Annotated in this window: 21 protein-coding genes; 9 read left to right on the top strand and 12 right to left on the bottom strand. The window is 43.0% G+C overall.

The window, feature by feature from the left end; genetic code table 11:
- Positions 1-10: 10 nt before the first annotated feature.
- Genes J4N23_RS11175 through J4N23_RS11200 form a run of 7 tightly spaced genes read right to left on the bottom strand, consistent with a single transcriptional unit; the run spans position 11 to position 7,259 of the window.
- Positions 11-1,534: an O-antigen ligase family protein gene (locus J4N23_RS11175; RefSeq protein WP_370527263.1), complete on the bottom strand. Its 1,524-nt coding sequence runs from the start codon at positions 1,532-1,534 to the stop codon at positions 11-13.
- Positions 1,534-1,662, bottom strand: a complete 129-nt coding sequence (locus J4N23_RS21100; protein WP_255534811.1) for a hypothetical protein — start codon at positions 1,660-1,662, stop codon at positions 1,534-1,536. The genes J4N23_RS11175 and J4N23_RS21100 overlap by 1 nt, the downstream gene beginning before the upstream one ends.
- A 1-nt stretch (position 1,663) precedes the next feature.
- Positions 1,664-2,878: a glycosyltransferase gene (locus J4N23_RS11180; RefSeq protein WP_207427311.1), complete on the bottom strand. Its 1,215-nt coding sequence runs from the start codon at positions 2,876-2,878 to the stop codon at positions 1,664-1,666.
- Positions 2,871-5,114 carry an AAA family ATPase gene (locus J4N23_RS11185; RefSeq protein ID WP_207427313.1) on the bottom strand — a complete coding sequence of 748 codons (2,244 nt, stop codon included), beginning with the start codon at positions 5,112-5,114 and terminating at the stop codon, positions 2,871-2,873. The genes J4N23_RS11180 and J4N23_RS11185 overlap by 8 nt, the downstream gene beginning before the upstream one ends.
- 1 nt (position 5,115) lies before the next feature.
- The gene (locus J4N23_RS11190; RefSeq protein ID WP_207427314.1) at positions 5,116-5,793 is read right to left on the bottom strand and encodes a TolC family protein; all 678 of its coding nucleotides are present in this window, start codon (positions 5,791-5,793) and stop codon (positions 5,116-5,118) included.
- 7 nt (positions 5,794-5,800) lie between these two features.
- Positions 5,801-6,889 carry a sugar transferase gene (locus tag J4N23_RS11195; RefSeq protein ID WP_207427318.1) on the bottom strand — a complete coding sequence of 363 codons (1,089 nt, stop codon included), beginning with the start codon at positions 6,887-6,889 and terminating at the stop codon, positions 5,801-5,803.
- Positions 6,867-7,259, bottom strand: a complete 393-nt coding sequence (locus tag J4N23_RS11200; protein WP_207427319.1) for a two-component system response regulator — start codon at positions 7,257-7,259, stop codon at positions 6,867-6,869. Before J4N23_RS11200 ends, J4N23_RS11195 begins: the two co-directional genes overlap by 23 nt.
- Positions 7,260-7,894: 635 nt before the next feature.
- Between J4N23_RS11200 and J4N23_RS11205 the strand changes: the two genes are divergently transcribed.
- Both J4N23_RS11205 and J4N23_RS11210 read left to right on the top strand, forming a co-directional pair.
- Positions 7,895-8,407, top strand: a complete 513-nt coding sequence (locus J4N23_RS11205) for an outer membrane beta-barrel protein (RefSeq protein ID WP_207427320.1) — start codon at positions 7,895-7,897, stop codon at positions 8,405-8,407.
- Between the two features lie 221 nt (positions 8,408-8,628).
- A complete protein-coding gene (locus J4N23_RS11210; RefSeq protein WP_207427323.1) occupies positions 8,629-9,915 on the top strand; it encodes a citrate synthase in 1,287 nt (428 codons plus the stop codon).
- A gap of 82 nt (positions 9,916-9,997) precedes the next feature.
- Here the strand turns inward: J4N23_RS11210 and J4N23_RS11215 are convergent, their stop codons facing one another.
- Both J4N23_RS11215 and J4N23_RS11220 read right to left on the bottom strand, forming a co-directional pair.
- Positions 9,998-11,257, bottom strand: coding sequence for a nucleoside permease (locus J4N23_RS11215; RefSeq protein ID WP_207427324.1), 1,260 nt, complete (start codon positions 11,255-11,257; stop codon positions 9,998-10,000).
- Positions 11,258-11,368: 111 nt separating this feature from the next.
- Positions 11,369-11,965 (bottom strand): bifunctional nuclease family protein, encoded by a 597-nt coding sequence (locus J4N23_RS11220; protein WP_207427326.1) that lies wholly within the window; start codon positions 11,963-11,965, stop codon positions 11,369-11,371.
- A 430-nt stretch (positions 11,966-12,395) separates the two neighbouring features.
- Between J4N23_RS11220 and J4N23_RS11225 the strand changes: the two genes are divergently transcribed.
- Both J4N23_RS11225 and chrA read left to right on the top strand, forming a co-directional pair.
- Positions 12,396-12,731: a tetratricopeptide repeat protein gene (locus J4N23_RS11225; RefSeq protein ID WP_207427327.1), complete on the top strand. Its 336-nt coding sequence runs from the start codon at positions 12,396-12,398 to the stop codon at positions 12,729-12,731.
- A 2-nt stretch (positions 12,732-12,733) separates the two neighbouring features.
- Complete coding sequence (gene chrA / locus J4N23_RS11230) at positions 12,734-13,933, top strand: chromate efflux transporter (protein WP_242689194.1); 1,200 nt, start codon at positions 12,734-12,736, stop codon at positions 13,931-13,933.
- Positions 13,934-13,987: 54 nt separating this feature from the next.
- On the opposite strand, the gene dnaB is transcribed toward chrA, so the two are convergent.
- Positions 13,988-15,577 carry a replicative DNA helicase gene (gene dnaB, locus J4N23_RS11235; RefSeq protein WP_207427328.1) on the bottom strand — a complete coding sequence of 530 codons (1,590 nt, stop codon included), beginning with the start codon at positions 15,575-15,577 and terminating at the stop codon, positions 13,988-13,990.
- A gap of 266 nt (positions 15,578-15,843) precedes the next feature.
- Between dnaB and rlmB the strand changes: the two genes are divergently transcribed.
- The 5 genes from rlmB to J4N23_RS11260 all read left to right on the top strand — a co-directional run bounded on the left by rlmB (position 15,844) and on the right by J4N23_RS11260 (position 20,788).
- A complete protein-coding gene (gene rlmB, locus J4N23_RS11240; RefSeq protein ID WP_207427329.1) occupies positions 15,844-16,623 on the top strand; it encodes a 23S rRNA (guanosine(2251)-2'-O)-methyltransferase RlmB in 780 nt (259 codons plus the stop codon).
- Between the two features lie 22 nt (positions 16,624-16,645).
- On the top strand, positions 16,646-17,212 hold the full coding sequence (locus J4N23_RS11245; RefSeq protein ID WP_207427331.1) for a UbiX family flavin prenyltransferase: 567 nt from the start codon (positions 16,646-16,648) through the stop codon (positions 17,210-17,212).
- A 265-nt stretch (positions 17,213-17,477) separates the two neighbouring features.
- Entirely contained in the window at positions 17,478-18,797 is a 1,320-nt protein-coding gene (mtaB, locus tag J4N23_RS11250) for a tRNA (N(6)-L-threonylcarbamoyladenosine(37)-C(2))-methylthiotransferase MtaB (protein WP_207427336.1), read from the top strand.
- A 34-nt stretch (positions 18,798-18,831) separates the two neighbouring features.
- A complete protein-coding gene (locus tag J4N23_RS11255; protein ID WP_207427337.1) occupies positions 18,832-19,992 on the top strand; it encodes a prolipoprotein diacylglyceryl transferase in 1,161 nt (386 codons plus the stop codon).
- A 1-nt stretch (position 19,993) separates the two neighbouring features.
- Complete coding sequence (locus tag J4N23_RS11260; protein WP_207427339.1) at positions 19,994-20,788, top strand: inositol monophosphatase family protein; 795 nt, start codon at positions 19,994-19,996, stop codon at positions 20,786-20,788.
- Between the two features lie 74 nt (positions 20,789-20,862).
- Here J4N23_RS11260 and J4N23_RS11265 read toward each other — a convergent pair whose 3' ends face one another.
- Both J4N23_RS11265 and purB read right to left on the bottom strand, forming a co-directional pair.
- Complete coding sequence (locus J4N23_RS11265) at positions 20,863-21,414, bottom strand: NifU family protein (protein WP_207427667.1); 552 nt, start codon at positions 21,412-21,414, stop codon at positions 20,863-20,865.
- Positions 21,415-21,506: 92 nt separating this feature from the next.
- Entirely contained in the window at positions 21,507-22,856 is a 1,350-nt protein-coding gene (gene purB / locus J4N23_RS11270; protein ID WP_207427341.1) for an adenylosuccinate lyase, read from the bottom strand.
- Positions 22,857-22,989: the final 133 nt, after the last annotated feature.

Here is a 22,989-nt window from a genome sequence, read left to right on the forward strand (position 1 = left end):
GCTGCTAGTCTCAGATAAACTGCGGCTCGTTCTTGGTTATCTCCTCGGCCGATTGCTGTTTGTCGAGCTTTGGAGCAACGTTGATGATAGCGACTACCATGTAGAAATAGATACTCGTTGGAAATTGCACGAAGGCCTCCTGCGGATAGTTTCCGATATTTAGAGCGAAAGCTATCAGTAACATGGATAGCGCTATTGATTTTAGGAATGGGTCCTTTATTTTATAAAAGTTTTCTACCCCTGTTTTTAGTACCAGAAACATGAAGGTGCAGAAGATGATCAATCCCAACCAACCTAATTCTACCGCTACGCGCACATATCCGCTATCTGGCGGGAAACTTGCAAGAAAGGAGTGAGGAGCAAAACGTTGTCCCCAAACACCTGTAGCTCCCAACCCACCGCCCATGGGGTGCGACTGGATGTAAGGCTGAATCCGCTTTTGATTATTTTTTCTCACGTTAAAGGAGGCGTCGTCTGAGGGTTTAAACGCTGACTGAAAGCGGTAGAGCGTCTGGTTGCTGGTTGGAATCGAGATGATGAAAGCAAGCATAAATCCGGCGACGGCACTAAAGATCATAATTCGTCTGTTGAAATTGAGTATCGCCAGCAGTACCAGCGCTACAGGCACCAATACGTATGCTCCCCGCGTTCCGGAGTAGAGCATATTCATAAAGAAGAAGATCACCATAGCGCCTAGTATCTTTTTCTTTGTTGCTGAAATGGGACCGAACATTAAGCCGATGCAAAGTAGAATACTTATCGCCATGTTGTAAGCGAAGGCAACCGGATCTGAGAATATCGAGAAAACCCGCCAGTGCCCGTTGATAAAAAGAAGGCCAATGATCTCAGGATCGTTGAAATTAGCTGACTCAAACCCAAAAAAGCCTATATGCTCTTGCTTGAAGGCGTACAGAGCCGAGAAGAGCGCGAGCCCAAGCCAAAGCTTGATAATAAACTTCAGGAAGCTGATTGTTTTTATCTGGTACATAAAAACGAAGTACATCGTCATTACAACCGCCATGGAACGAATGGTATAGAGCCAGGCCATTCGTGATTCAGACGCTGGGTTAGCTACCTGTAGAACGTTATAACCGATCCAGATGAGAATCACGATGGATAAGGGGTCCTTAAACATCTTCCAGTCTGGATTACTTTTCTGGTTTATAAAAAAGCCAAGTAGCAGTAAGGCCTGAAGTGCATCCATCAATGTGCCGGCAGGGAAAGGAACCCCAAGTCGCATGAGTACAAATAGAAAAAAGGCCATTACCAGCAATACCACAATTCCAAATCGAGGATAGGCCACAACGGCTGTCACTATCGGTATTCCAATAAATGGCGCTAGTATCAGGATGCCAGGAGCTGGCCCAAACTTTCCTGTGAGGAATCCCAAGGTTAAACAGATTCCTAAGAGGAACGTTACGCCATACATATTCAGTAACTTCTCTGTTATTGTAATCCGTTTCAGAAACAATAGAACTTTGTTTCCTTTTTCAGGAGTTGGCGTGCTGTCTAGAGGTAGTTGCAACTTTTCCACTATAGAAATACTATTTTAATAAACCAGTAATAGGTGCTTACAACTGCCAGCGCGAGAGCCACCTTTCTGGTTATCTTATTGATCTTTTCTTGGTCAACTTTTTCTTCTTCTTCGGGATCAAATCTCATGCTACTTCAATGGTTGCTCCTGCAAGTCTATAATCTCTTCAATCTTGGTCTGGCTTGAATGTCGTGTAGCGACAGACCGCTGATTGGCTTTCCTGGCACTTAATAGAGAAAGTACTTGGAAAAACATAAACCTGGGGATGTTAATTAACGAACGATATATTCTCTTATCGGTGTTTGAAGACATTAGCGCTAACGCAAATCCAAGTACAAAGGCAAAAAAAGCAGCAACCCACACGAGCGATATAAAGGGATCGATGAAGAGATTGATAGCGCCGAAAAATGCGGAAAGAATCAAAAATATGAAGAGTGGTGGTCGAAGCAGAATCAGGCCAAACAGAGTTTGATTTGTACTGAAATTTTTGATGCCCTCAGCAATCAGATTAAATCCAAATTTGAAATACTTAAACCACGTATTAATCCAGCGGGAGCGTTGGTTGACCAGTTGATCTGATTTTGCCGTTTTTTCATCGTAAACAATGGCCTGTTCAGCGAAAGCAATCCTCGCTTCCTGCTTCAAGATTTCGTATTGAAGCACTTTGTCGAAACCGGCTCCTGATACATCTCTGCCTTCCAGACATGAACGGTAGAGAGATGTCGAAAATGCCATTCCTGAACCTGCTAGCGTGGCTGATGATCCAAGGTTATAAAGAATCTTGCCATCGTAAAAGTGGTAATATACATCTCTTGCGGCATCCAGGCAGGCGAGAGTAGTGTTTAAGTTTTTCGCAGCTCTGACACCCTGCACTGCATTGTAGCCCTGATCAAAGAACACATTCAGTTCGTTCAGATAGTCAGGATGTACCAAGTTATCGCTATCGATAATTGTTATTCTGTTATGTGCCCTTCTAAAGTTTCGAATCGCGTAGAAGTGTGAACGCGTATTGCTTGCTAAGGTTTCTTCAGGTCGTAGAAGGATCACCTTTTCGCTTGCAAAACTTAGCCTGCTAATATCGCACTTATCAGCAACGATGTAGATCAGAAAGTTTTCATATTTCAGCTTCAGCAGTGACTCTACTACAGCGGGTAGGGAGTCAGTCTGTTCATAGGCTGTTACGATTATCCCGTAGTCGTTTTCCTCACCGACAGATTTAATTACCTGGTCACGGTCCTTTCCTTTAAGCAGGTTCCATATGAAAAGAACCAAAGGCAAAATTAGGTTATATCCTATAATAACCTGAATAGCGATCCATAACCCGGTAATTAAGCTATCAAACATTTGCTAATTCTTTTTCAGGTAAATCAATTGTTTGTTTTTTACGAGTGAAGAACCAGGTTTTGCTCTTTTTCTTTTTGGCTTCTTTCTCGTTCTTGGTTTTGTTCAGAACCCAACCAGCAAACTGATCCGAAAGAGCTTTCAGGTAGTTAATGTTCTGGCGTTTGTATTCGTTAATACTTTGTCCTGCTTCAAACACACCTAATACCTTATTCGTGAAAACAAACCACTCCTTGGCCTTGCTGAGTGAATCAAGAGGAGATGTTTCAATAATGATAATATCAAACAGATCCTGAAGTTCTTTTAGCTTATTTTTTATATTCTGCTCCGAACTCAGTTCAAGCAGAGAATTATCACCTCCTCGATTGCTTAAAACGACAATCGGCGCTTCCTTGACAGACAAAAAACTGTCCTGATTTTTTTCTTTTAGGATATCTTCCAGGAATAAGTTCGAGTTTACCGTCTTGCTGATGGACGGGCTGATGAAGTTGCCATCAATCAACAGTACTTTTTTGCCGATCATCGCGAAGGCATAAGCAAGATTGAGGGTTACAAAAGTTTTTCCCTCATTCCCTCTCAAGCTGGTGATTCCCAGTATCCGTTCCTTTCCGCTAAATTCCTTCTCCAGCTCAAACCTGATCGATCGCAATTGTTCTTTGAGTAGCACAATCTCCTTGTCCTGGTTCTGCCCTTTCCAAATATTATTGATATCCAGCAAATTTCCGGGAAGCGCATTAAGATACCCGAGTACGGAAGATTTGGTCCTCTGAGCCAATTCTTTTGGTGTGGTAATAGAGTTGTCCAGGAAGAACAACAGGAAAATAATCACAAAGCAGAAGACAAAACTGATCATCCCACTCAGGATTACAAGCAGCATCTTTTTGGACGGCTGGGCTAAACCTGGCATGGCCATCTGAACCTGCTTTAATTTTATTGAATAACCTGATTCCATGCTTGTCAGGTTATACTTATTCAATATCTCCAAATATTCCCGGCTGGTAATGTCAATGTCCCGTTCGAAAGTTTGAACAACTGCCTCGTTGGGCACTAATTGATCGAACCGGTTGTTTAATTCTTCCAGCTCTTCCTCGTATCGTTGTAAACTGTACTGATCCAGATCGTGCTGAATTTCAAGCATAATCTTTCTTGAGACGAGATCTTGTTTGGCATTGAGCGGATTGGTAATGTATTTATCAGAAAGATTGTTAATCTCAAGTGTGAGGATTCTTTTCATCGAGTCTATACTCGTCTTATACCTAGGGTCGTAACCGCTCTGAATATACTGGTCGCTTAATTGCATCAGCTTTCTCTTAGAATCCAGAATATCTTGATTGATACGAGTTTGAGTAGCCTCGATATATCTCCTGTCTTGTGGTGAAAACTTGCCGTCGATATTTTTAAGTGCCCCCTTCGCTGCAATTACATCTTTTTCTGCCAATACCTTTTTAGCCTCAAACTCAATAATCTGCCCGTAAAGGATCCGCGATTGCTCGTAAAGGTTAAGCACCCGATTTTGAATTTTGTAATTCTTCAGGCCCAGTATCTTTTCGTTCATCGCCTGATACTTTTCCTGCAACAGCTTCGCCCAGAAATCTTTAGCTTTATTTTTGTTTTCCTTTACCAGGACGGTGTAGTACTTGATAAACTCTTCGCAAATAGCGTTTGCGACGAAGGCCGACAGTTCAGGGTTTTCTGAAGAAAACTCCACATAGATAAAGTCGCTATTACCGGCACGGTACACCAAAAGCTTTTGCTTGATCGCTTCCTCCTCGTAGCGCATAGAACGAAGCAGCCTGTGCAGGCCGTTCTGATCCGCATTCCACAAGTTCAGGCCCTCTCTGTTCTGATATTTCTTTTTGTAGACCTGATAAGCATGTTTCTTTGCAGCTGGATCAAGTTCTGTCAGAAGACTACTATGTTTCCGGAATGGTTCCTTCGAAGTCAGATCATGCATGATGAGCTTGTAAGAAACCTGATCTATGATCTTCTTCATTTTCATCATCTCGATCAGGTTGCTGAACTCCTGTTGCACTTGAGCTTCCTGCCGGTTCTGGTTGTCTGAATCAACAGATGATTTTTGTGTCTCGTCAACTATACCTGTGGATATTTGTGCTTGTGACTGATAGCTATCCGGAAGATGCGTGACAATGTAGTAGGTAATAATAACTGCGACAGCGGGTAGAATGATGAGAGTAAGCTTGTGGCGCAGTAGGAGGTTGATAAATTTTTGTATTTCCATCTTACTTTACTTCTTCTAATTTTTTACCTAATAGTTCTTCCAGGCTGGCTTTAGCTACCAGCATCTCGTTCTCTGCCTGAAGTTTGGTTTGATTTTGTTCATAGAAGGCAAGTAAAGCCTGACTATAATCTCCAAAAGTTATCTCGCTCTTTTCATATTTGAATTTCATTCCACCCAACATGTTCTCGGCATCAAGCATGCCCCGCGACCGAAGCTTCAACGTGGCCATCTTTTGAACATACTGATAATAGCGCGTTTTTACCTGCGCTTCAATGTTCAGAAGATAAGCCTCTTTCTCAAACTGTAGCGTCTTGGTTTCAGCCTTTGCCTGTTTTACATTCCAGGGGTTCTGGATTATGGATCCAATATTAAGGGTAAATCCAATCTGAATACCACTAAACAAGCTAGGTTCCACAATATTTAGAACGGCGTTTGGCTGGTAAACATAGGAAACAGAAAGTGGAGCAAGCCATCCCAGTTTGGCTCGGACTACCCCGTATTCTGCACTTTTAATTCTTGAATCCAACCCTTTAATAGTTGGGTAGTTTTCCTTCGCCGTCTCAACCAATCTTTCTAGGAAAGGGTAGGAGATGTCCTCCATAATACTTTCCTGAGAAAAGGAGCGGGTTGATATGACGAGAAAGAAAACAATGATGAGAGCGTTATATTTGTATTTCATTTTCGTTTTATACCTTTTCTTTCTGTAAAAGAGCAGGGAAAGTTCCAATTATGATCTTTAGATCAAGCCAAAAAGAATAATTAGCGGCGTAGTAGTTGTCCAACTTTTTACGCTCCCGCTCAGACATTTCCTCTTTCCCTCGTTTACTTATCTGCCACAATCCTGTTAGTCCAGCGGGACCTAAAAACCTTGTTGTCCATTCATTGGATGTCAACATTTCTGCTTCATACAGGGGTAGGGGACGATTGCCTACCAGTGACATGTCCCCCTTCAAAACATTAAATAGTTGAGGAAGCTCATCAATACTCGTATTTCTGATGAATTTTCCGATGCGTGTAATCCGCGGATCATCTTTGATCTTGACGAAAGCAGATTTTCCCGTTTCCGTATCTGTATATTGATTCAGGGCGGCAAGTTTAGCTATCTCCTGATCTGCTCCAGTCCGCATGGATCTGAACTTGTAAAAGTTGAAGACCTTGTATCCCGTGCCTACTCTTTTACTTTTGTATATTACCGGTCCTTTTGACTCAAGCCTAATCAGGGCAGCAATGATCAAAAAGAAAGGTGACAGCATAAGGAGGGCACCGCCGGAAACTGCAATGTCAAAAAGTCGCTTGTAGTAGGGCATTTGATATCGCACGTCAACAGTTTGCGAAAGTTCCGCCAGCTTCGGTTTTATTAGCTTGAACTTTACCAGGAAGCCTAATCGCTCAGTAAGATCTTCAATAGGGAAGGGATATGTATAAAAATCATGGATTTTCAACTGCATTGCCTTTCCTTTCCATGTCTTATTTGAAAACACGGACAGCACAACAATGATCATCCCTTGAAGCAGCGGATTTTTCCTTATTTTGGAAATCAGGGATACCCATTGCTCCTTTTTATCCGCCTCAATAATGAGGATGTCAGGAAGGGTTAGCAAAGATTGATCGTTAAGGTACTGCTCCAGATTATTTAAGTCAAGCTCGTGCTGGTCTACATCAAATTGACTAGCTAACTCCGTTACGACAAAATCTCTTAGTTCAGTGCCGGTATATGCGATCTTTGCATGTACACCGGTTTGATGTGAAAGATTAATTTGGGACGCTAATGTCATTTGTACGTGTTAAAAGATCACTTATCACTGATTTTAAGGCTGTGGGGTTGAAAGGTTTTTGCATGTAACTTTCAACTTTAATGGACAAGCTCCTCACTTTTTCATCCAAATCGTCAGCTCCGGATAAAAGAATTACAGGAGTGTCACGATAAAAGCCGCTGATTTTTAAATTTCTAATGAAGGAACTTCCATCAAAATAGGGCATGTTTAAGTCCGAGATGATGAGAGCTGGGTCGTTACCTTGTTCAAGCCAACTGATGGCTTCTACTCCGCTGTTTTTTATAACCAGATTATAGTCCTTCGACAGTACGAAATTCAAGAGTTTTAAGATGCTAACTTCATCATCTACGATTAGTATTTGTTTCTTCATACGCAAGATCGACCAGAATTATAAACCTTTGTCCTTTCAGAGGCTCTCCCTGATACGAAAAAGCAATACAAGAGTTTCATATTAGTGTAAGCTGTTAAGCCGGTGGTCCTAAAGTTGCAAGCCATATGCCATTTTATATCAATAATTGAAAGGTGGCTCATTTTCAGGGGTATAAAAGAAAAAAAAATGAAACTATCCTTATTTTTATGTGTTTGCGGACTAATTTTCTTATCCTAGTTGCAAACCCGGTAAAGCAATTTCTACGAGTTGGGGAAAAATGACCCCACAGTTTTAACCTTTTAACTTTCCGTAAAAAGCGGTGCGTCTTGCCTTATCTTAAAAGTGTCTTTCTGCAAGTGGCTACCATCGGTCGGGGTAGGAATATTACATGCGCTTGCCGAAAATTGAAAGTGAGCCTCTTGCTAGCGCCGAATATTACCGCTTGATCTATAGCGTGTGGTAAATAGTTAGGCGAAAAAAAGTAAACAAGCTACTTGAGCTTAGATTTTGACATAGATGCTCGAGGTAAACTTGACCCTGAAATTACAAGCGACTAAAATCAAGTCCCAACTTTTTCAGGTTTTGCTTGTTGAGGATGAAAATTATTAACGGAAACGTTACTAAATGAAATCAACATGAAAAGATCTATTAAATTTATAGCTACAGCAGCAGCTGTTGTAGCTCTCTTTTTCTCTACAAATTCAAGCGCTCAAACATCCGATGGCGATTCTAAGGATACTCGTCTTGGCGTCGGCTTGAGTTTAGGTATTCCAACTCATGAGTTTTTCAATTTTGCTGTAGGTGGCGACTTAAAACTTCAGAAAGATTTCTACAGCAATGTTTCAGGAACTGCATCAATCGGTTATACCAATTTCTCAGCTGAAGGTGAGGATGCCGGAAGTATCGGATTTATTCCTTTAAAAGCCGGTATCAAGGTTTTTCCACTAGAGCGTTTCTATTTATCAGGGGAAATAGGTGCAGGGTTTGGTACTGATGATAACCAACCAACCAGCTTCGTATGGTCTCCTGGGATTGGATTGGGTTTCAATAATGGTTTAGATCTTGGACTGCGTTATGAGCGCTTTTCTAAATATGACCTGGGTCAAGTAGCTCTTCGAATTGCTTACGGCTTTAACCTTAGTCGCTAGTTGACCTTTGAAAAACTTTAAAAGTCCTGCTAAGAAACAGGACTTTTTTGTTTTAAAAATTGGCATTTGTAACAAAAATGCGAAACATTCCCTTCGTTTGTGATGAAAAAATAAGAATTCGGTCATAATAAATAAACGAAAGCAAAAATTACTCGGCTAATCGAAAATAAAATTTCAAAAAAGGCAGATTTGATTATTTTTGCGTTGCAACATCCAAATATATGTCAGAAACAGCTTCTATAAACCTCGGCGAGAAAACTTACGAATTGCCGGTAATAACGGGTACTGAGAATGAGAAAGCGATCGATATTTCTAAGCTTCGTGATCAAACCGGATACATTACCATTGATAGCGGATTTAAAAACACGGGTAGTACTAAAAGTGCTATAACCTATCTTGACGGCGAGCAGGGAATTTTGAAATATAGAGGCTACCCTATTGAGGTATTAGCTGAAAAGTGCTCTTTTCTAGAAGTTGCTTACCTGCTCATTTATGGTGATTTACCTAGTCAGGCAGCACTTGACGAATTTCAGAGAGAGTTAAGCTATCATGCTTTACTGCATGAAGATATGAAAAAGTTTTATGACGGTTTCCCGTCGAAGGCACACCCAATGGGGCAGCTTTGTTCATTGGTAAGTTCCTTAACAGCTTTTTCTCCTGAGAGCTTGAATCCCAATCCTACCCAGGATGATATAAATCTAACTGTTCTTAAGCTGCTGGCGAAAATGCCAACAATCGTTTCGTGGATACACAAAGGGTCGCTCGGTGAGCCTTTCATTTATCCCCAAAACAGGTTGGATTACGTGTCGAATTTCATGCATATGACCTTTGGACAGGTGACACATGAAATAGATATTGACCCGGTAGTTGTAGATGCAATGAATAAGCTATTAATCCTGCATGCGGATCATGAGCAAAACTGTTCTACTTCAACCGTTCGTATCGTCGGATCTTCGGAGTGTAATCTTTATGCCTCGATATCGGCCGGAATTTCTGCCCTTTGGGGGCCTCTTCATGGCGGTGCCAATCAAGCCGTTATTGAAATGCTGGAGAAGATCAAGGATGATGGGGGAGATACTGACAAGTGGATCGCGAAAGCAAAAGATAAAAATGATAATTTCCGGTTGATGGGATTTGGACATCGGGTTTATAAGAACTTCGACCCGCGGGCGAAGATTATCAAGAAAGCTTGTGATGACATTCTAGCAAAACTCGGAATCAATGATCCGGTGTTAGAGATAGCAAAAAGGCTGGAAGAAGCAGCGTTGAGCGATCCTTATTTCGTTGAGCGTAAACTTTATCCTAACGTGGATTTTTACTCTGGTATCATTTACAGGGCCCTAGGGTTCCCAACTGATATGTTTACTGTTTTATTCGCTCTTGGTCGCTTGCCTGGTTGGATTGCACAGTGGAAAGAGATGCGTGAAAATAAAGAACCGATCGGACGTCCAAGACAAGTGTATGTAGGTGCTGTGGACAGAGATTTTGTAGAAATGGCGAAAAGATAATTTAGACTCTCTAGCGTAGAAATAAAAAGCCCGTCGATCACTCGACGGGCTTTTTTGTTATTAACACTTTTGTCGGTTGCCGCTAAGCATTCGCTATTGCTGATTTCAGAGCGGCGTTATGCTTGTATTTAAATACAAATGGGAAAATTATAGCCAAAACAAGCGCGTAAGCGGCGAAAGTGATCCAGATTGCAGTCCACTCTTTGCTCCCGTCCGGAAGTGTAAAGAAGCGCTCAATCAATACTCCGCTGGTAAAACTTCCAAAAAGGGCGCCAAAGCCGTTCACCATCATCATGAATAAGCCCTGAGCACTCCCCCTGATCTTCGCGTCGGTTTGCGTCTCTACGAAAAGTGAGCCGGAAATATTAAAAAAGTCAAAAGCCATTCCGTAGATAATGCAGGATAAAATAATCATCCAAAGCCGTTCATCAGGGTTAGCGAAAGCAAAAAGTCCGAAGCGTAAAACCCAGGCCAGCATGCTGAAGAGCATCACGTTCTTTATGCCGAATTTCTTAAGGAAAAAAGGAATTGCAAGAATGAACAGCGTCTCTGAGATCTGAGAGATGGACATGATAATGGCAGGATAGCGCACGGCTATTAGGTTTTGATATTCGGGGACGTTGTTGAAGTCATGAAGAAACGTATCCCCATAGGCATTTGTCAACTGAAGGGCGGCGCCGAGTAGCATCGAAAAAATAAAAAATACAGCGATCCGCGCTTCTTTAAATAATGAAAAAGCGTTCAGTCCAAGAACGTCTACGAGCGATTTTCCTTCCGTTCGACTAAGCAACGGAGGACATTTGGGTAGCGTAAACGAATAGAGTCCGAGTAGAAATGAGGCCGCACTAGCAATATAAAATTGATTTGGAGAGGTTTCGTTGTGTGTAAGACTAACTACCCATAATGCAACGATAAAGCCGATGGTGCCCCAGATCCGGATAGGAGGATAATCTTTTATAACATCTTTTCCACTGTTTCTAAGGGCCGTGTAGGCCACGGTTATGGACAGGGAAAGGGTGGGCATGTAGCAGATCATATTCAACAAGATCACCCAAAAAAAAGTGGAGGGATTATTTACGAGAGGGATGCAGAATAATACTGCGCCTGCTAATAAGTGTAAACTACCGTAAAGTTTTTCTGCATTGACGAAACGGTCGGAAATGATACCAGTAATGGCGGGCATGAAGATTGACGCAATGCCGATAGTTGAAAAGATAGCGCCGAACTCCGATCCCGACCACTGCTTGTTTTGGAACCAATATGCACCGATAGTAATTAACCAGGAGCCCCAGATGAAAAATTGCAGAAAATTCATCGCTATTAAGCGGAATTTAATACTCATATAGTACGCAGATTATGTGTTAAAGCAGTAATGTATAAATATTTGCAGCAACAAACAACAGAAGAGTTAAGGAACTCAGTTGCTTATTACCCAAGGGCGCATTCGGAATATTTAAGAAGATTTTCTCTTCGATAGTTCGTCTCTTATGCTGGCGGCCTTTTCATAAGCTTCCTCTGCTAGGGCCTGCTGCAACTTTTCTTTCAACTCCTCATCACTTAGAGATGAGTAGCTGCCCTGAGCTGACGGTGTTTTCTCTTCGGTTGGAGCTTCAATGTTCTCCAAAAAAACAAAGTCGTTACCTTCAATCATAATCCCTGCAGTCGCCAAAATAAATTCATAGGTATGTATCGGGCAGTCAAAGCGTACAGCTAAAGCAATGGCGTCTGAAGTGCGGGCGTCGATCTCCACAGACTTTTTTCCGTCATTACAGATAAGCTTCGCGTAAAAAATGCCGTCAACCAAATTGTAGATGATTACTTCTTCAATGTTAATCTGAAAGGCTTGCGCGAAAGACTTAAACAAATCGTGAGTGAGGGGACGACTAGGAGTCATCTTTTCAATTTCAATCGCAATAGCTTGTGCTTCAAAACCGCCTATGATAATTGGCAATCGCCTGCGTCCGTTCACTTCTCCTAGTACCAGTGCATAGGCACCAGATTGTGTTTGACTATATGATAATCCTACTATGTCTAATTTTATTTTCTTCATGACAGCATCAAGTCTTCAGCGACTTTATCCTTTGCTTTAAATTCTTTTTATTGCTCTATCAATTTTGGAACCACTCCCATCCTTGTCAAACACGTTTTTCTCTAATGAACCAGATCCTGGTTTTAATTCCAATCTAATTATCGTTTTCTAAATTGTACTTGCAGCCTAAACTAAGAAGACATGCCCAATCACTTGCAGCGCCCCTCAGGAAAGATGTCAAAAGTACCAGTCACGCTTGCCCAATTCTGTATTGTCATTGGTAAAAGCTACTTTTGTTTTTGTTTTTTAAGGCATCAGCAATGTCTATTTATGTTTTCATTGCTTCGTCTTTTTTGCAAACTTACATAAAATTTACCTTTGGGGTTTTTACAAAAAACTATTTTCGGCCCCTCAGACTAACAGTTTCATTACACTTGCTAACACAAATCAAATGAACGGAACGCGTTTACAGAAGCTATTGGAATTCTATAACAACGAACCCAACGACCCGTTTTTAAAATATGCACTTGCCACAGAATATTTATCGGCTGGCGATTCTGACAGTGCCCTTAAGTATTTTGAGGATCTGAAAGAGAACCATCAGGAGTATGTAGGCACTTATTACCATCTTGGGAAATTGTACGAGAAGCTTGATCGGAAGGAGGACGCAATTTCGACGTATCAGAAAGGAATGCAGATAGCCCGGGCGGCAAGAGATAATCATGCTTATGCAGAGCTTCAAACAGTGTACAACTCCGCTATGGGCTTAGATTACGAAGACGACTAGCTTTGACACCAAGAAAACTTCTTTTCATTAAAGATGTATTCATCTTTACCCTTACAGCTTTTGGCGGAGCACAGGCTCATATCGCCATTATGTTGAAGGATTTTGTGGTAAGAAGAAGGTACATTTCAGAAACGGAGCTACTTGAACTTCATGCCCTTACCCAGGTGCTGCCAGGCCCTTCTTCAACTCAAACTTTGGTAGGTATCGCCTATAAGGTGGGCGGTCTTTGGCTGGCCTTGTTAACTTTTGTAATCTGGATTACTCCGTCTGCAGCTGCACTTTGTTTTTTTGGGATAATCTACTCTATGCTGGGAGAGAAAGACCGGTTTGATCATGTACTGAGCTACGTACAGCCTATTGCAGTAGGTATTGTAGCGTACGCGGCCTTTAAACTGGCAAAATCTGTTCTGAAAACCAAAATAACTATCTGGCTCGCCTTGTCGGCTGTGGTAGTGACGCTGATATTACGGAATGCCTATGTGTTTCCAATCCTTATTCTGCTCGGAGGCATTATATCGTCAGCCCTTGACACTACCCCTGAGGAAAGCGAGCTCCGGGTAAGGCTTTTTTCCAGCATCAACCGTAATAAAGTACTATACTTTCTTGGAGTCCTGCTATTGTTCGCAGCTTTGGGAGCTTTGATCAACCAAACGTCTCCCTTCAGCTTGCCAATCCGTCTTTTTGAGAATTTCTACCGTAACGGCATCATTATTTTCGGTGGGGGACACGTTCTGGTGCCCCTAATGTTTACCGAATTCGTGGAAATGAAGCAGTATCTCTCAGCTAATGAGTTTCTAAGTGGTTACGCTTTGCAGCAGGCCTTACCAGGACCGACTTTTTCTTTTACCTCTTTTGTAGGGACGGTGACGATGAAAAATGCTAACTACGGTATCTTAGGTCAGATAATTGGAAGTATTGTAGCTACTCTGGGGATAAATCTACCCGGCTTAATCTTGGTCTTGTTCTTTGTGCCCTTCTGGAATGATCTCAAAAAAATCGCTCACATTCGAAATTCCCTTTCGGGGATAAATGCAGTGGCGGTAGGGTTCATTATTGCAGCTTTTATTTTCCTGCTTCAGCCCATCGGTTTAAACCTGATGTCTGTCGCCATCGTTCTCGGTACCTTCCTGATACTGAATTTTACAACGATCAGGACGCCCATTTTAATTATTGCCGGTATTCTGCTTGGGCTTTACCTGTAGGTGGTGAGGAATGAGCAAACCCGGAGGGAATGCTCATTCAAAATATATGCTCGATTAAAACGGAGGCTCGTCGTCCAGGTCGTCCATCCGGGAAGGACGAATGATGAAGTTGCTTGGTTTTTCAAAGTCCTGAGAAGGAGTAAGTCCAGCAAAAGGATTGTCTCCACCGCCACCACCAAAGCCTCCTGGTACCGCTCCACCGCTGAAGTCTTCTTCCAAATCGGCAAACTTCACGTATTTACCAATAAAGCGCAGTGGAACAGTTCCGGTTTCACCATTACGGTGTTTTGCGATGATAACTTCACCCACACCAACGGTTGATCTTCCTTGCTCATCTTCGGTTAGTCCATAGTATTCCGGACGGTAGAGGAACAATACCATATCCGCGTCCTGCTCAATTGAACCAGACTCCCGCAAGTCGGAGAGCATGGGCTTTTTACTTGCTCCAGGACGACTTTCCACCGCACGACTTAACTGTGAAAGCGCCAGTACTGGCACGTTTAGTTCTTTCGCTACCGACTTCAAGGCTCTGGAAATACTACCAATCTCCTGCTCACGGTTTCCACCGCCTTTTCCTTCGCCTTTACCGTGCATCAACTGAAGGTAGTCGATGATGATCATTTGGATATCGTATTGCGCCTTAAGTCTCCGGCATTTAGCACGGAACTCAAAAATATTAAGAGCTGGGGTGTCGTCAATAAACAGGGGAGCTTCGGTCAGCGTACCAATCTTTGAGTGCAGCTGCTGCCATTCCCACTCTTGTAAATTTCCTTTTCTAAGCTTTTCCTGTTCAATCTCGGCTTCCCCGGAAATCAGACGATTTACTAGCTGCACCGAGGACATCTCTAATGAGAACACTACCACCGGCTTTCCAAACTGAACGGCTGCGTTTCTGGCGCAGCTAAGTACGAAGGCCGTTTTACCCATCGCTGGACGAGCAGCGATGATCACCAGGTCGGATGCCTGCCAGCCGGAGGTCATACGATCGAGTGCGGTAAATCCGGAGGGAACCCCTGTTAAGCCGTCCACACGATCCCTTAGTTTCTCTAACGCTTCCAAAGACTCCCGTACGATATCGTCCATTTTCCGAGAGTCGCGACGCAGGTTGTTCTGAGCGATGTCAAACAAGTTTTTCTCGGCGTGGTCCAGCAGATCGAAAATATCGGTGGTGTCTTCGTAAGCACTGTTGATGATTTCAGTAGAAATCCGGATTAGTTCACGCTGAATGTATTTTTGAGAGATAATTCGGGCGTGGTATTCAATATTGGCTGCAGAAACTACCCGGTTAGTAAGCTCGGTGATATAATAAGCGCCACCAACCATTTCCAAATGCCCCTGCGCTCTCAGCTGAGAGGTTACCGTGAGGATATCAATGGGTGAAGATTTTTGAAAAAGTGTGTGAATCGCCTCAAAAATCCGTTGATGGCTTTCTTTGTAAAAAACTTCAGGTTTTAGAATGTCAATTACAGCTGAAAGGGCGTCTTTCTCCAACATCAAAGCTCCCAGCACTGCCTCTTCCAGGTCCACGGCTTGTGGAGGAAGCTTTCCCAGTCCGCTTACGAGATTGTTCAACCGGGTCCGTCTCTCATTTCCTTGCGAACTTCTCCTTGCGGGATTGTAATCGTTTTCCTTTTCTAAGCTCATACAGCAAAAGTAAAGATAAGCCTCTCATCTGAGAAAAATCTTTGTGAACAGAACGTCATTTACACTTTCGCCTAGCTGTTGAAAAACAGATTTTATCTTAACAATTGATTGTGGATAACTTGTTAACTACCTGAAAAAGCTGTATGCAACTTCGATTTGGCGAGTGTTGATAACTTTAGTCGCTGTTAAAAACAAAACAATTTGTTATGTGTAAACCTATTTATTGACTAAAATATCGGTACTTTGCCCTGCTAATTTTTTTACTAATGAACACTAACCCTCAACGGACGAAGCGAGAATCTAATCAGATGGTTTTTGGCATCCGGGCAGTTATAGAAGCGATAAAAAGCGGAAAGGATATCGAAGCTATTTATGTGCAGCGGGGCTTGGGCGGAGGTTTGTTTTTGGAACTCAAAAGCCTGTTGAAAGAGCAGGAGTTGAGTTATCAGTTGGTGCCGGTAGAGAAGCTGAACCGGATTACTCCAAAGAACCATCAGGGAGTAATTGGTGTAATATCGCCGGTGACTTACGAGAAAATTGAGAACATTATCCCACAGATTTATGAAAGAGGAGAAACCCCATTTGTGTTGATGTTGGATGGAGTAACAGACGTGCGGAATTTAGGTGCTATCGCCCGCACTGCCGAGTGTGCAGGAGTGCATGCGATCGTTATTCCTGCCAAAGGCTCTGCTCAGATCAATCCGGATGCCATTAAAACATCGGCGGGTGCTCTTTTTAAGATTCCTGTGTGCCGGCACGAAAGTTTGCAAAAAACAGCAAGGTTCTTGCAGGAGTCGGGTTTGCAGCTGGTAGCTTGCACGGAGAAGACGAATGATTACTTGTACAAGCCCGATTATAAACTTCCAACTGCTGTGATTATGGGATCTGAGGAGGATGGGATATCGAATGAGTTGATACGCATAGCGGATCATCTTGCTAAAATTCCTATGTATGGGGAGATATCCTCCTTGAACGTATCTGTGTCCGCGGGGATTATTTTGTACGAAGCAGTACGGCAGCGGGGAATTGGTTCTGAAGGCTTCTGATCACTGTCCTTGATTTATTTCTATGCCACGGAAAATAATAGTTGCAATTACAGGGGCCAGCGGCTCGGTTTACGCGAAGTTGCTGCTGGAGAAATTGGAGCAGTTGTCTTCGCAGATCAGCGCGGTAGGTGTGGTCATGTCGGACAACGCGAAACAGGTGTGGGAGTATGAATTGGACAATGCGGATTATAGGTCTTTCTCTTTTCAATTCTATGATAAGATGGACTTTATGGCTCCCTTTGCCTCCGGATCAGCCAAATATGATACGATGATAATTATTCCCTGTTCAATGGGGACTTTGGGCAGGATTGCAGCAGGGATTTCAAACGACCTTACAACCAGGGCTGCGGATGTCATTCTAAAAGAAAGAAGGAAGCTGATCCTGGTAGTTCGTGATACACCCTTTAACTTGATCCATATTAACAACATGAAAGTGGTAACAGAGGCAGGCGGCATTATTTGTCCGGCAGTGCCTTCTTTCTACAGTAAACCGCAAACGATAGAAGAGGTGGCTGCTACGGTTGTAAATAGGGTAATCGACCTGATCGGCTTGGAAAGCGAAAGCTACCGCTGGGGTGAGGAAGAATAGCCCAGGATTAGCAGCAGCTTATTGGGTGTTTGAAATACTGTCGTTGTTATCTAAACCCGATGGCAGCGGAAAGCCCGCAGTGAGCGAAGGGCGTGAGCAAGGCGGAACGAGGACTTGCAGCGAACAGCGGGACTGCCGGTGATAGTTGTGGTGTCGCTGTTTTCCAATCATCTAAAACGCCCTTCTCTAACACCTCTTTGCACTTGCTTCAAATCACTATTCTCTGACCAAACTAATCTCTCAAAAAGCTATCTTTGCGCTGATTATGAGCAGGAAGGTAGCATTTTATACTTTAGGCTGTAAGCTTAATTATTCTGAAACATCCACTATCGGCAGGCAATTTGCCGCTGCGGGCTTCGAAACTGTTGAATTTACTGAGAAAGCAGACGTTTACCTGATAAATACCTGCTCTGTAACAGACAACGCGGATAAGAAATGCCGAAAGGTGGTGAAGGAAGCTTTGAAGTACTCGCCGAATGCTTATATCATGATTGTGGGCTGCTATGCACAGTTGAAGCCCAAAGAAATTTCTGAAATTCCAGGAGTAGATGTGGTGCTGGGAGCTGCGGAGAAGTTTCAGCTGATTGACTACGTGAAAGACTTTACGAAGCAACCCAAGGCTTTAGTCTATAACCAGCCAATTTCGGAGGCGAATCAATTTGTTGCATCTTATTCGTATGGAGACAGAACCAGGACTTTTTTGAAGGTTCAGGACGGCTGCGACTATTCTTGTACGTTTTGCACCATCCCACTGGCTCGTGGTTCTAGCCGGAGTGATACGATTGAAAGTGTAGTGAAGCAAGCTGAAGAAATTGCTGCTTCAGGTGTGAAAGAGATCGTGCTTACCGGAGTAAACATTGGTGATTTTGGGATCCGGAATGGAAACCGGGAAGATAAATTTATTGACCTGGTGAAAGCCCTTGATGGGGTGGATGGGATTGAACGGATCCGTATTTCCTCTATCGAGCCGAATTTGTTGACCAATGAAATCATTGAGTTTGTGGCGCAGTCAAAACGGTTTGTGCCCCATTTTCATATTCCTTTACAGTCGGGTTCTAACAAGATTTTAGGTTTGATGCGCCGTCGCTACCGTAGGGAGTTGTACGCCGAACGGGTAGCGAAAATTAAGGAGGTGATGCCCGATTGCTGTATAGGTGTTGACGTGATTGTCGGTTTTCCGGGGGAGACACGAGAGGATTTTATCGATACCTACAATTTCCTGAACGAACTTAATATTTCTTATTTGCATGTATTCACTTACTCGGAGCGTGATAATACGCCCGCAGCCGAGATGAGCGGTTCTGTTCCTGGTTCACAAAGGGCGGACAGAAGTAAGATGTTACATATTCTATCGGACAAAAAGCGCCGGGCTTTTTATGAAACGCAACTAGGGAAGGACAGCGAGGTGTTGTTTGAAGCGGATCAGAAAGAGGGATATATGCACGGATTTACACCAAACTATGTAAAAGTGAGGGCAAAGTATGATCCGGTTTTGGTGAACGAGTTGCGGAATGTAAAGCTTGTGGCGATATCTGCAGAAGGGGAAGTGGAGGTGACGGAAGCCGCAGAAGTTCTTTCGCATTAATTCCATTTTCAAATTCAATAGGTATCTTTAGCGCATGTTTCCAACTTTATCCTATCTCATAGAATACCTTACGGGAGTTAATATCCCCTTACCAATACAAACTTTTGGTTTCTTTGTGGCGCTGGCTTTTGTAGCGGGTTATTGGGCATTTTCTGCTGAATTGAAGCGCAAGGAGGCCCAGGGGATCCTTCATCCTACCAAACAAAAAGTGAAGGTTGGCGAACCTGCTTCAGCTGGGGAACTTGCGTTGAACGCGCTTTTCGGTTTTCTGGTAGGCTATAAATTCCTGTACGCTATTTTAAATTACAGCGCCTTTGTTAATGATCCGCAAGGAGCTATTTTGTCTACAAAGGGAAACTTCTTTGGAGGACTAATTTTAGCTGCCGTTTTCGCGTATATGACTTATGCGGACAAGAAAAAGCAGGAGCTTGCTAAGCCGAAAATAGTTGAGGAGACTGTTCATCCCTATCAGTTGATGAGCACCATGATCGTTTGGGCAGCGATCTGGGGTTTTCTTGGAGCGAAGATTTTTCATAATCTGGAGTATTGGGATGATTTTGCTAAAGATCCTATCGAAGGCTTATTGTCTTTTAGCGGTCTGACCTTTTACGGAGGTTTGATCTGCGGTGGTGCTGCGGTACTTTATATTGCTTATAAAAACGGTATCAAACCGGTCCATATGCTGGACGTGGGTGGCCCGGGGATGATGCTGGCCTATGCGGTAGGACGGATCGGCTGTCATATGTCGGGTGATGGTGACTGGGGAATTCCCAATACCCAACCAAAACCGGATTGGTTAGCCTGGGCGCCAGATTGGGTATGGTCGTTTCGTTATCCTCATAATGTTATCAACGAGGGAATCCCAATGCCGGGCTGTGAAGGTAAATTTTGCCATATTCTTCCTGTTGGCGTGTATCCTACACCTTTTTATGAGGTACTCATGGGACTGGTCTTATTCGCCATTTTATGGTCTTTGAGAAAACGCATTCAAGTTCCGGGCGTCATCTTTGCCCTGTATCTTATTTTTGCCGGGATAGAGCGTTTTCTAATCGAACAAATTCGTGTTAATTCTCTTTATCATGCATTTGGTATGGCCTTTACCCAGGCAGAACTGATTTCAACGATCATGATACTTGCGGGTATTTCCTGGATTATTTGGGCTGTACGCAAAGACAAACAAGCATCACTATCTTAACATGAACTTAGAGCATTTAACCAAAGAAGTAATTGAACTAGCTAAAGAAGTAGGCGGCTTTATCAGAAATGAGGCGGCTAACTTCAGCGGAGACAGCATTGAGTTTAAAGGATATAACAACTTGGTTTCTTATGTCGATAAAACGGCAGAGGAAAAGATTGTAGCACGACTTTCCGAGCTGTTACCAGAGGCGGGTTACATCACCGAAGAGGAAACGATCAATAAAACGGGTGAAGTATATAACTGGATCGTTGATCCCCTAGACGGCACCACCAACTTTATTCATGGTCTACCTATCTTTTCAGTAAGTATCGCCCTGGAGCAGAATAAAGAGCTTGTACTTGGAGTGGTTTATGAAATAAATTTGGACGAGTGTTTTTATGCCTGGAAAGATGGAGGTTCGTATGTGAACGGTAAGCCTATAAAGGTGACGGCTCATACAGAACTCTCACAAACGCTGCTAGCGACGGGCTTCCCGTACTTTAACTTCGAAAAAGAAAATCAATACCTTAATGTAGTGCGCGAGCTGATGCAGAAGTGCCATGGAATAAGAAGGATGGGATCAGCGGCTGTAGATATGGCTTATGTAGCATGCGGCCGCTTTGATGGTTATTTCGAGTATAATATTAATCTGTATGATATTGCTGCCGGTGTAGTCATTGTAAGGGAGGCAGGAGGCTCAGCCTTTAATTTTTCTGGCGAAGACGAATTCTTTCAATCGAGGGAGGTGATAGCGAGCAACGGAAAAGTGGGAGAGGCAATGAAGGAAGTAATCCAAAGAAACTTCCAGAGCTAAAACTTCGGTAGCGAGGATATAAGAAAAGCCGCTCAGATTGGGCGGCTTTTCCTTTTTATATCAGAATGAAAAACTTACAAAGCCTCAGAAACTACTTCCTGTACTTCAGGAACCATTCTCTTTAACAGATTTTCAATACCAGCCTTCAACGTGTAGGTTGAAGAAGGGCAGCCACTGCAGGAACCTCTTAGTTCAACCGTTACAATTCCGTTTTCGAACGATTTATAGCTGATTGCTCCACCGTCTTGTTCAACGGCAGGGCGAACATAGTCGTGCAGAATTTGCTGAATTTTTATTTCTTGTTCCGATCCTTCGAATGCAGGAGCTTCTTCCTGCGCTTTTTCCTGAACTTTTAATTCAGACTCGACAGCTCCCTTTACAAATTCTTTTAAAATTTGCTCGATGTCTGCCCAGTTCGCGTCTTCACTTTTAGTAATAGTCACGAAGTTGCTGGCGAAAAAGACACCATTAACGAAGTTAAATTTGAATAGTTCTTTAGCGAACGGAGAGGCCTCCGCACTTTCTTTAGTCGGAAAATCCACACTTCCATTGATCAGAAGCTTGTTCACCAAGAACTTCATAGTCGCTGGATTGGGTGTCGACTCGGTATATACATTAATGTTGATAGCCATACGTAAAGTATTTGAATTACAAAAGTACCAAGAATTAAATCGGTGTAAACCCCGTCATTAAGTTTTGACAGGTTTTAGACAATTAATTATCCGACGATTCCCGTGTAAGTGGACGGACTAATCCTTCTGATCTCCTGTTTAACCTCATCAGAAACGTCCAACGTTTCCACAAAGGAAGCAATCGTATCGGCATTCACCTTCTGATTAGTGCGGGTCAATTCTTTCAGCGCTTCATACGGGTTCGGATAGGCTTCCCTTCTGAGAATGGTCTGAATTGCTTCTGCAACTACCGGCCAGTTATCCTCCAGATCTTGTCGAATGGCGTCCTCGTTCAATAATAGCTTGCCAAGTCCTTTCTTCGTAGATTTTATCGCGATAAGTGTATGAGCTAAGGGAACACCAATATTTCTGAGGACAGTAGAATCGGTCAGGTCGCGCTGGAGACGTGAAATAGGGAGTTTAGCCGCCAGGTGCTCGAACAGGGCGTTCGCCAAACCTAGATTTCCTTCCGAATTCTCAAAGTCGATTGGGTTAACCTTGTGTGGCATAGCTGATGAACCTACTTCGCCTGCTTTAATCTTCTGTTTAAAGTAGTTCATGGAGATGTATGTCCACATGTCGCGGTCTAAATCGATTAGAATGTTATTAATTCGCTTTAATGCATCACAATGAGCGGCGAAATTATCGTAATGCTCAATTTGGGTGGTGTATTGAGACCGGGACAATTTCAAGCGATTGTTCACGAATTCGTTTCCGAAGATCACCCAATCTATTTGAGGGTAGGCAATTGCATGCGCGTTGAAGTTTCCTGTTGCCCCGCCGAACTTAGCTGAATAAGGAATGTGATTTAAGAGTTGTACCTGCGCTTCCAAGCGTTCAACAAATACCAGAATCTCTTTGCCCAGCTTAGTCGGAGATGCAGGTTGCCCATGTGTATGTGCGAGCATTGGGATGTGTTTCCACTCCTCAGCCAGTTTCTTTAAGTCGGCAATTAAATCATGCAAGGCAGGCAGGTACGATTTTTCAACCGCCAGCTTGAAAGAATGGGGGATTGAGGTATTGTTTATATCCTGAGAGGTTAGTCCGAAGTGAATGAACTCCTTGTGATCAGCAAGACCAAGCTCGTCAAATTTTTCCTTTATGAAATACTCAACAGCCTTTACATCGTGGTTGGTAATGCTCTCAATATCCTTAATGCGTTGTGCATCGTCTTCATGGAAACGTTCGTAGATTTTCCTCAGGTCAGCAAACTTCTCCTTCGGGAAGTTTTGCAGTTGCGGTAGGGGCAGCTCACATAAAGCAATAAAGTATTCAATCTCTACGTAAACTCGGAATTCAATTAAAGCGGCCTCCGAGAAGTAAGCAGCAAGCTCGTGAGTAGTTTTTCGGTAGCGTCCGTCAACCGGAGAAATAGCATATAAGGGTGATAAGCTCATACAAATTAACTTTGGCCGCAAAGTTACATTTTTCGGGTCGATCGCGTATAGCAGGAAAAGCTATTAAGTAGATGTTAATTTTTTTCAGGAAACTTTGGATAAGAAAAAAGTTTCCATAGTTTTGCTTCGTATT

It is taken from the genome of Pedobacter sp. SYSU D00535 (genome assembly GCF_017355855.1).
In the GTDB taxonomy this organism is placed as follows: domain Bacteria; phylum Bacteroidota; class Bacteroidia; order Sphingobacteriales; family Sphingobacteriaceae; genus Desertivirga.

What these genes read in the sequence shown, in the direction of transcription:
- J4N23_RS21100 (WP_255534811.1), bottom strand. Translation starts at nt 1,662, where the DNA reads ATGAGATTTGATCCCGAAGAAGAAGAAAAAGTTGACCAAGAAAAGATC.
- J4N23_RS11180 (WP_207427311.1), bottom strand. Translation starts at nt 2,878, where the DNA reads ATGTTTGATAGCTTAATTACCGGGTTATGGATCGCTATTCAGGTTATT.
- J4N23_RS11185 (WP_207427313.1), bottom strand. Translation starts at nt 5,114, where the DNA reads ATGGAAATACAAAAATTTATCAACCTCCTACTGCGCCACAAGCTTACT.
- J4N23_RS11190 (WP_207427314.1), bottom strand. Translation starts at nt 5,793, where the DNA reads ATGAAATACAAATATAACGCTCTCATCATTGTTTTCTTTCTCGTCATA.
- J4N23_RS11195 (WP_207427318.1), bottom strand. Translation starts at nt 6,889, where the DNA reads ATGACATTAGCGTCCCAAATTAATCTTTCACATCAAACCGGTGTACAT.
- J4N23_RS11200 (WP_207427319.1), bottom strand. Translation starts at nt 7,259, where the DNA reads ATGAAGAAACAAATACTAATCGTAGATGATGAAGTTAGCATCTTAAAA.
- J4N23_RS11205 (WP_207427320.1), top strand. Translation starts at nt 7,895, where the DNA reads ATGAAAAGATCTATTAAATTTATAGCTACAGCAGCAGCTGTTGTAGCT.
- J4N23_RS11210 (WP_207427323.1), top strand. Translation starts at nt 8,629, where the DNA reads ATGTCAGAAACAGCTTCTATAAACCTCGGCGAGAAAACTTACGAATTG.
- J4N23_RS11215 (WP_207427324.1), bottom strand. Translation starts at nt 11,257, where the DNA reads ATGAGTATTAAATTCCGCTTAATAGCGATGAATTTTCTGCAATTTTTC.
- J4N23_RS11220 (WP_207427326.1), bottom strand. Translation starts at nt 11,965, where the DNA reads ATGAAGAAAATAAAATTAGACATAGTAGGATTATCATATAGTCAAACA.
- J4N23_RS11225 (WP_207427327.1), top strand. Translation starts at nt 12,396, where the DNA reads ATGAACGGAACGCGTTTACAGAAGCTATTGGAATTCTATAACAACGAA.
- dnaB (WP_207427328.1), bottom strand. Translation starts at nt 15,577, where the DNA reads ATGAGCTTAGAAAAGGAAAACGATTACAATCCCGCAAGGAGAAGTTCG.
- rlmB (WP_207427329.1), top strand. Translation starts at nt 15,844, where the DNA reads ATGAACACTAACCCTCAACGGACGAAGCGAGAATCTAATCAGATGGTT.
- J4N23_RS11245 (WP_207427331.1), top strand. Translation starts at nt 16,646, where the DNA reads ATGCCACGGAAAATAATAGTTGCAATTACAGGGGCCAGCGGCTCGGTT.
- mtaB (WP_207427336.1), top strand. Translation starts at nt 17,478, where the DNA reads ATGAGCAGGAAGGTAGCATTTTATACTTTAGGCTGTAAGCTTAATTAT.
- J4N23_RS11255 (WP_207427337.1), top strand. Translation starts at nt 18,832, where the DNA reads ATGTTTCCAACTTTATCCTATCTCATAGAATACCTTACGGGAGTTAAT.
- J4N23_RS11260 (WP_207427339.1), top strand. Translation starts at nt 19,994, where the DNA reads ATGAACTTAGAGCATTTAACCAAAGAAGTAATTGAACTAGCTAAAGAA.
- purB (WP_207427341.1), bottom strand. Translation starts at nt 22,856, where the DNA reads ATGAGCTTATCACCCTTATATGCTATTTCTCCGGTTGACGGACGCTAC.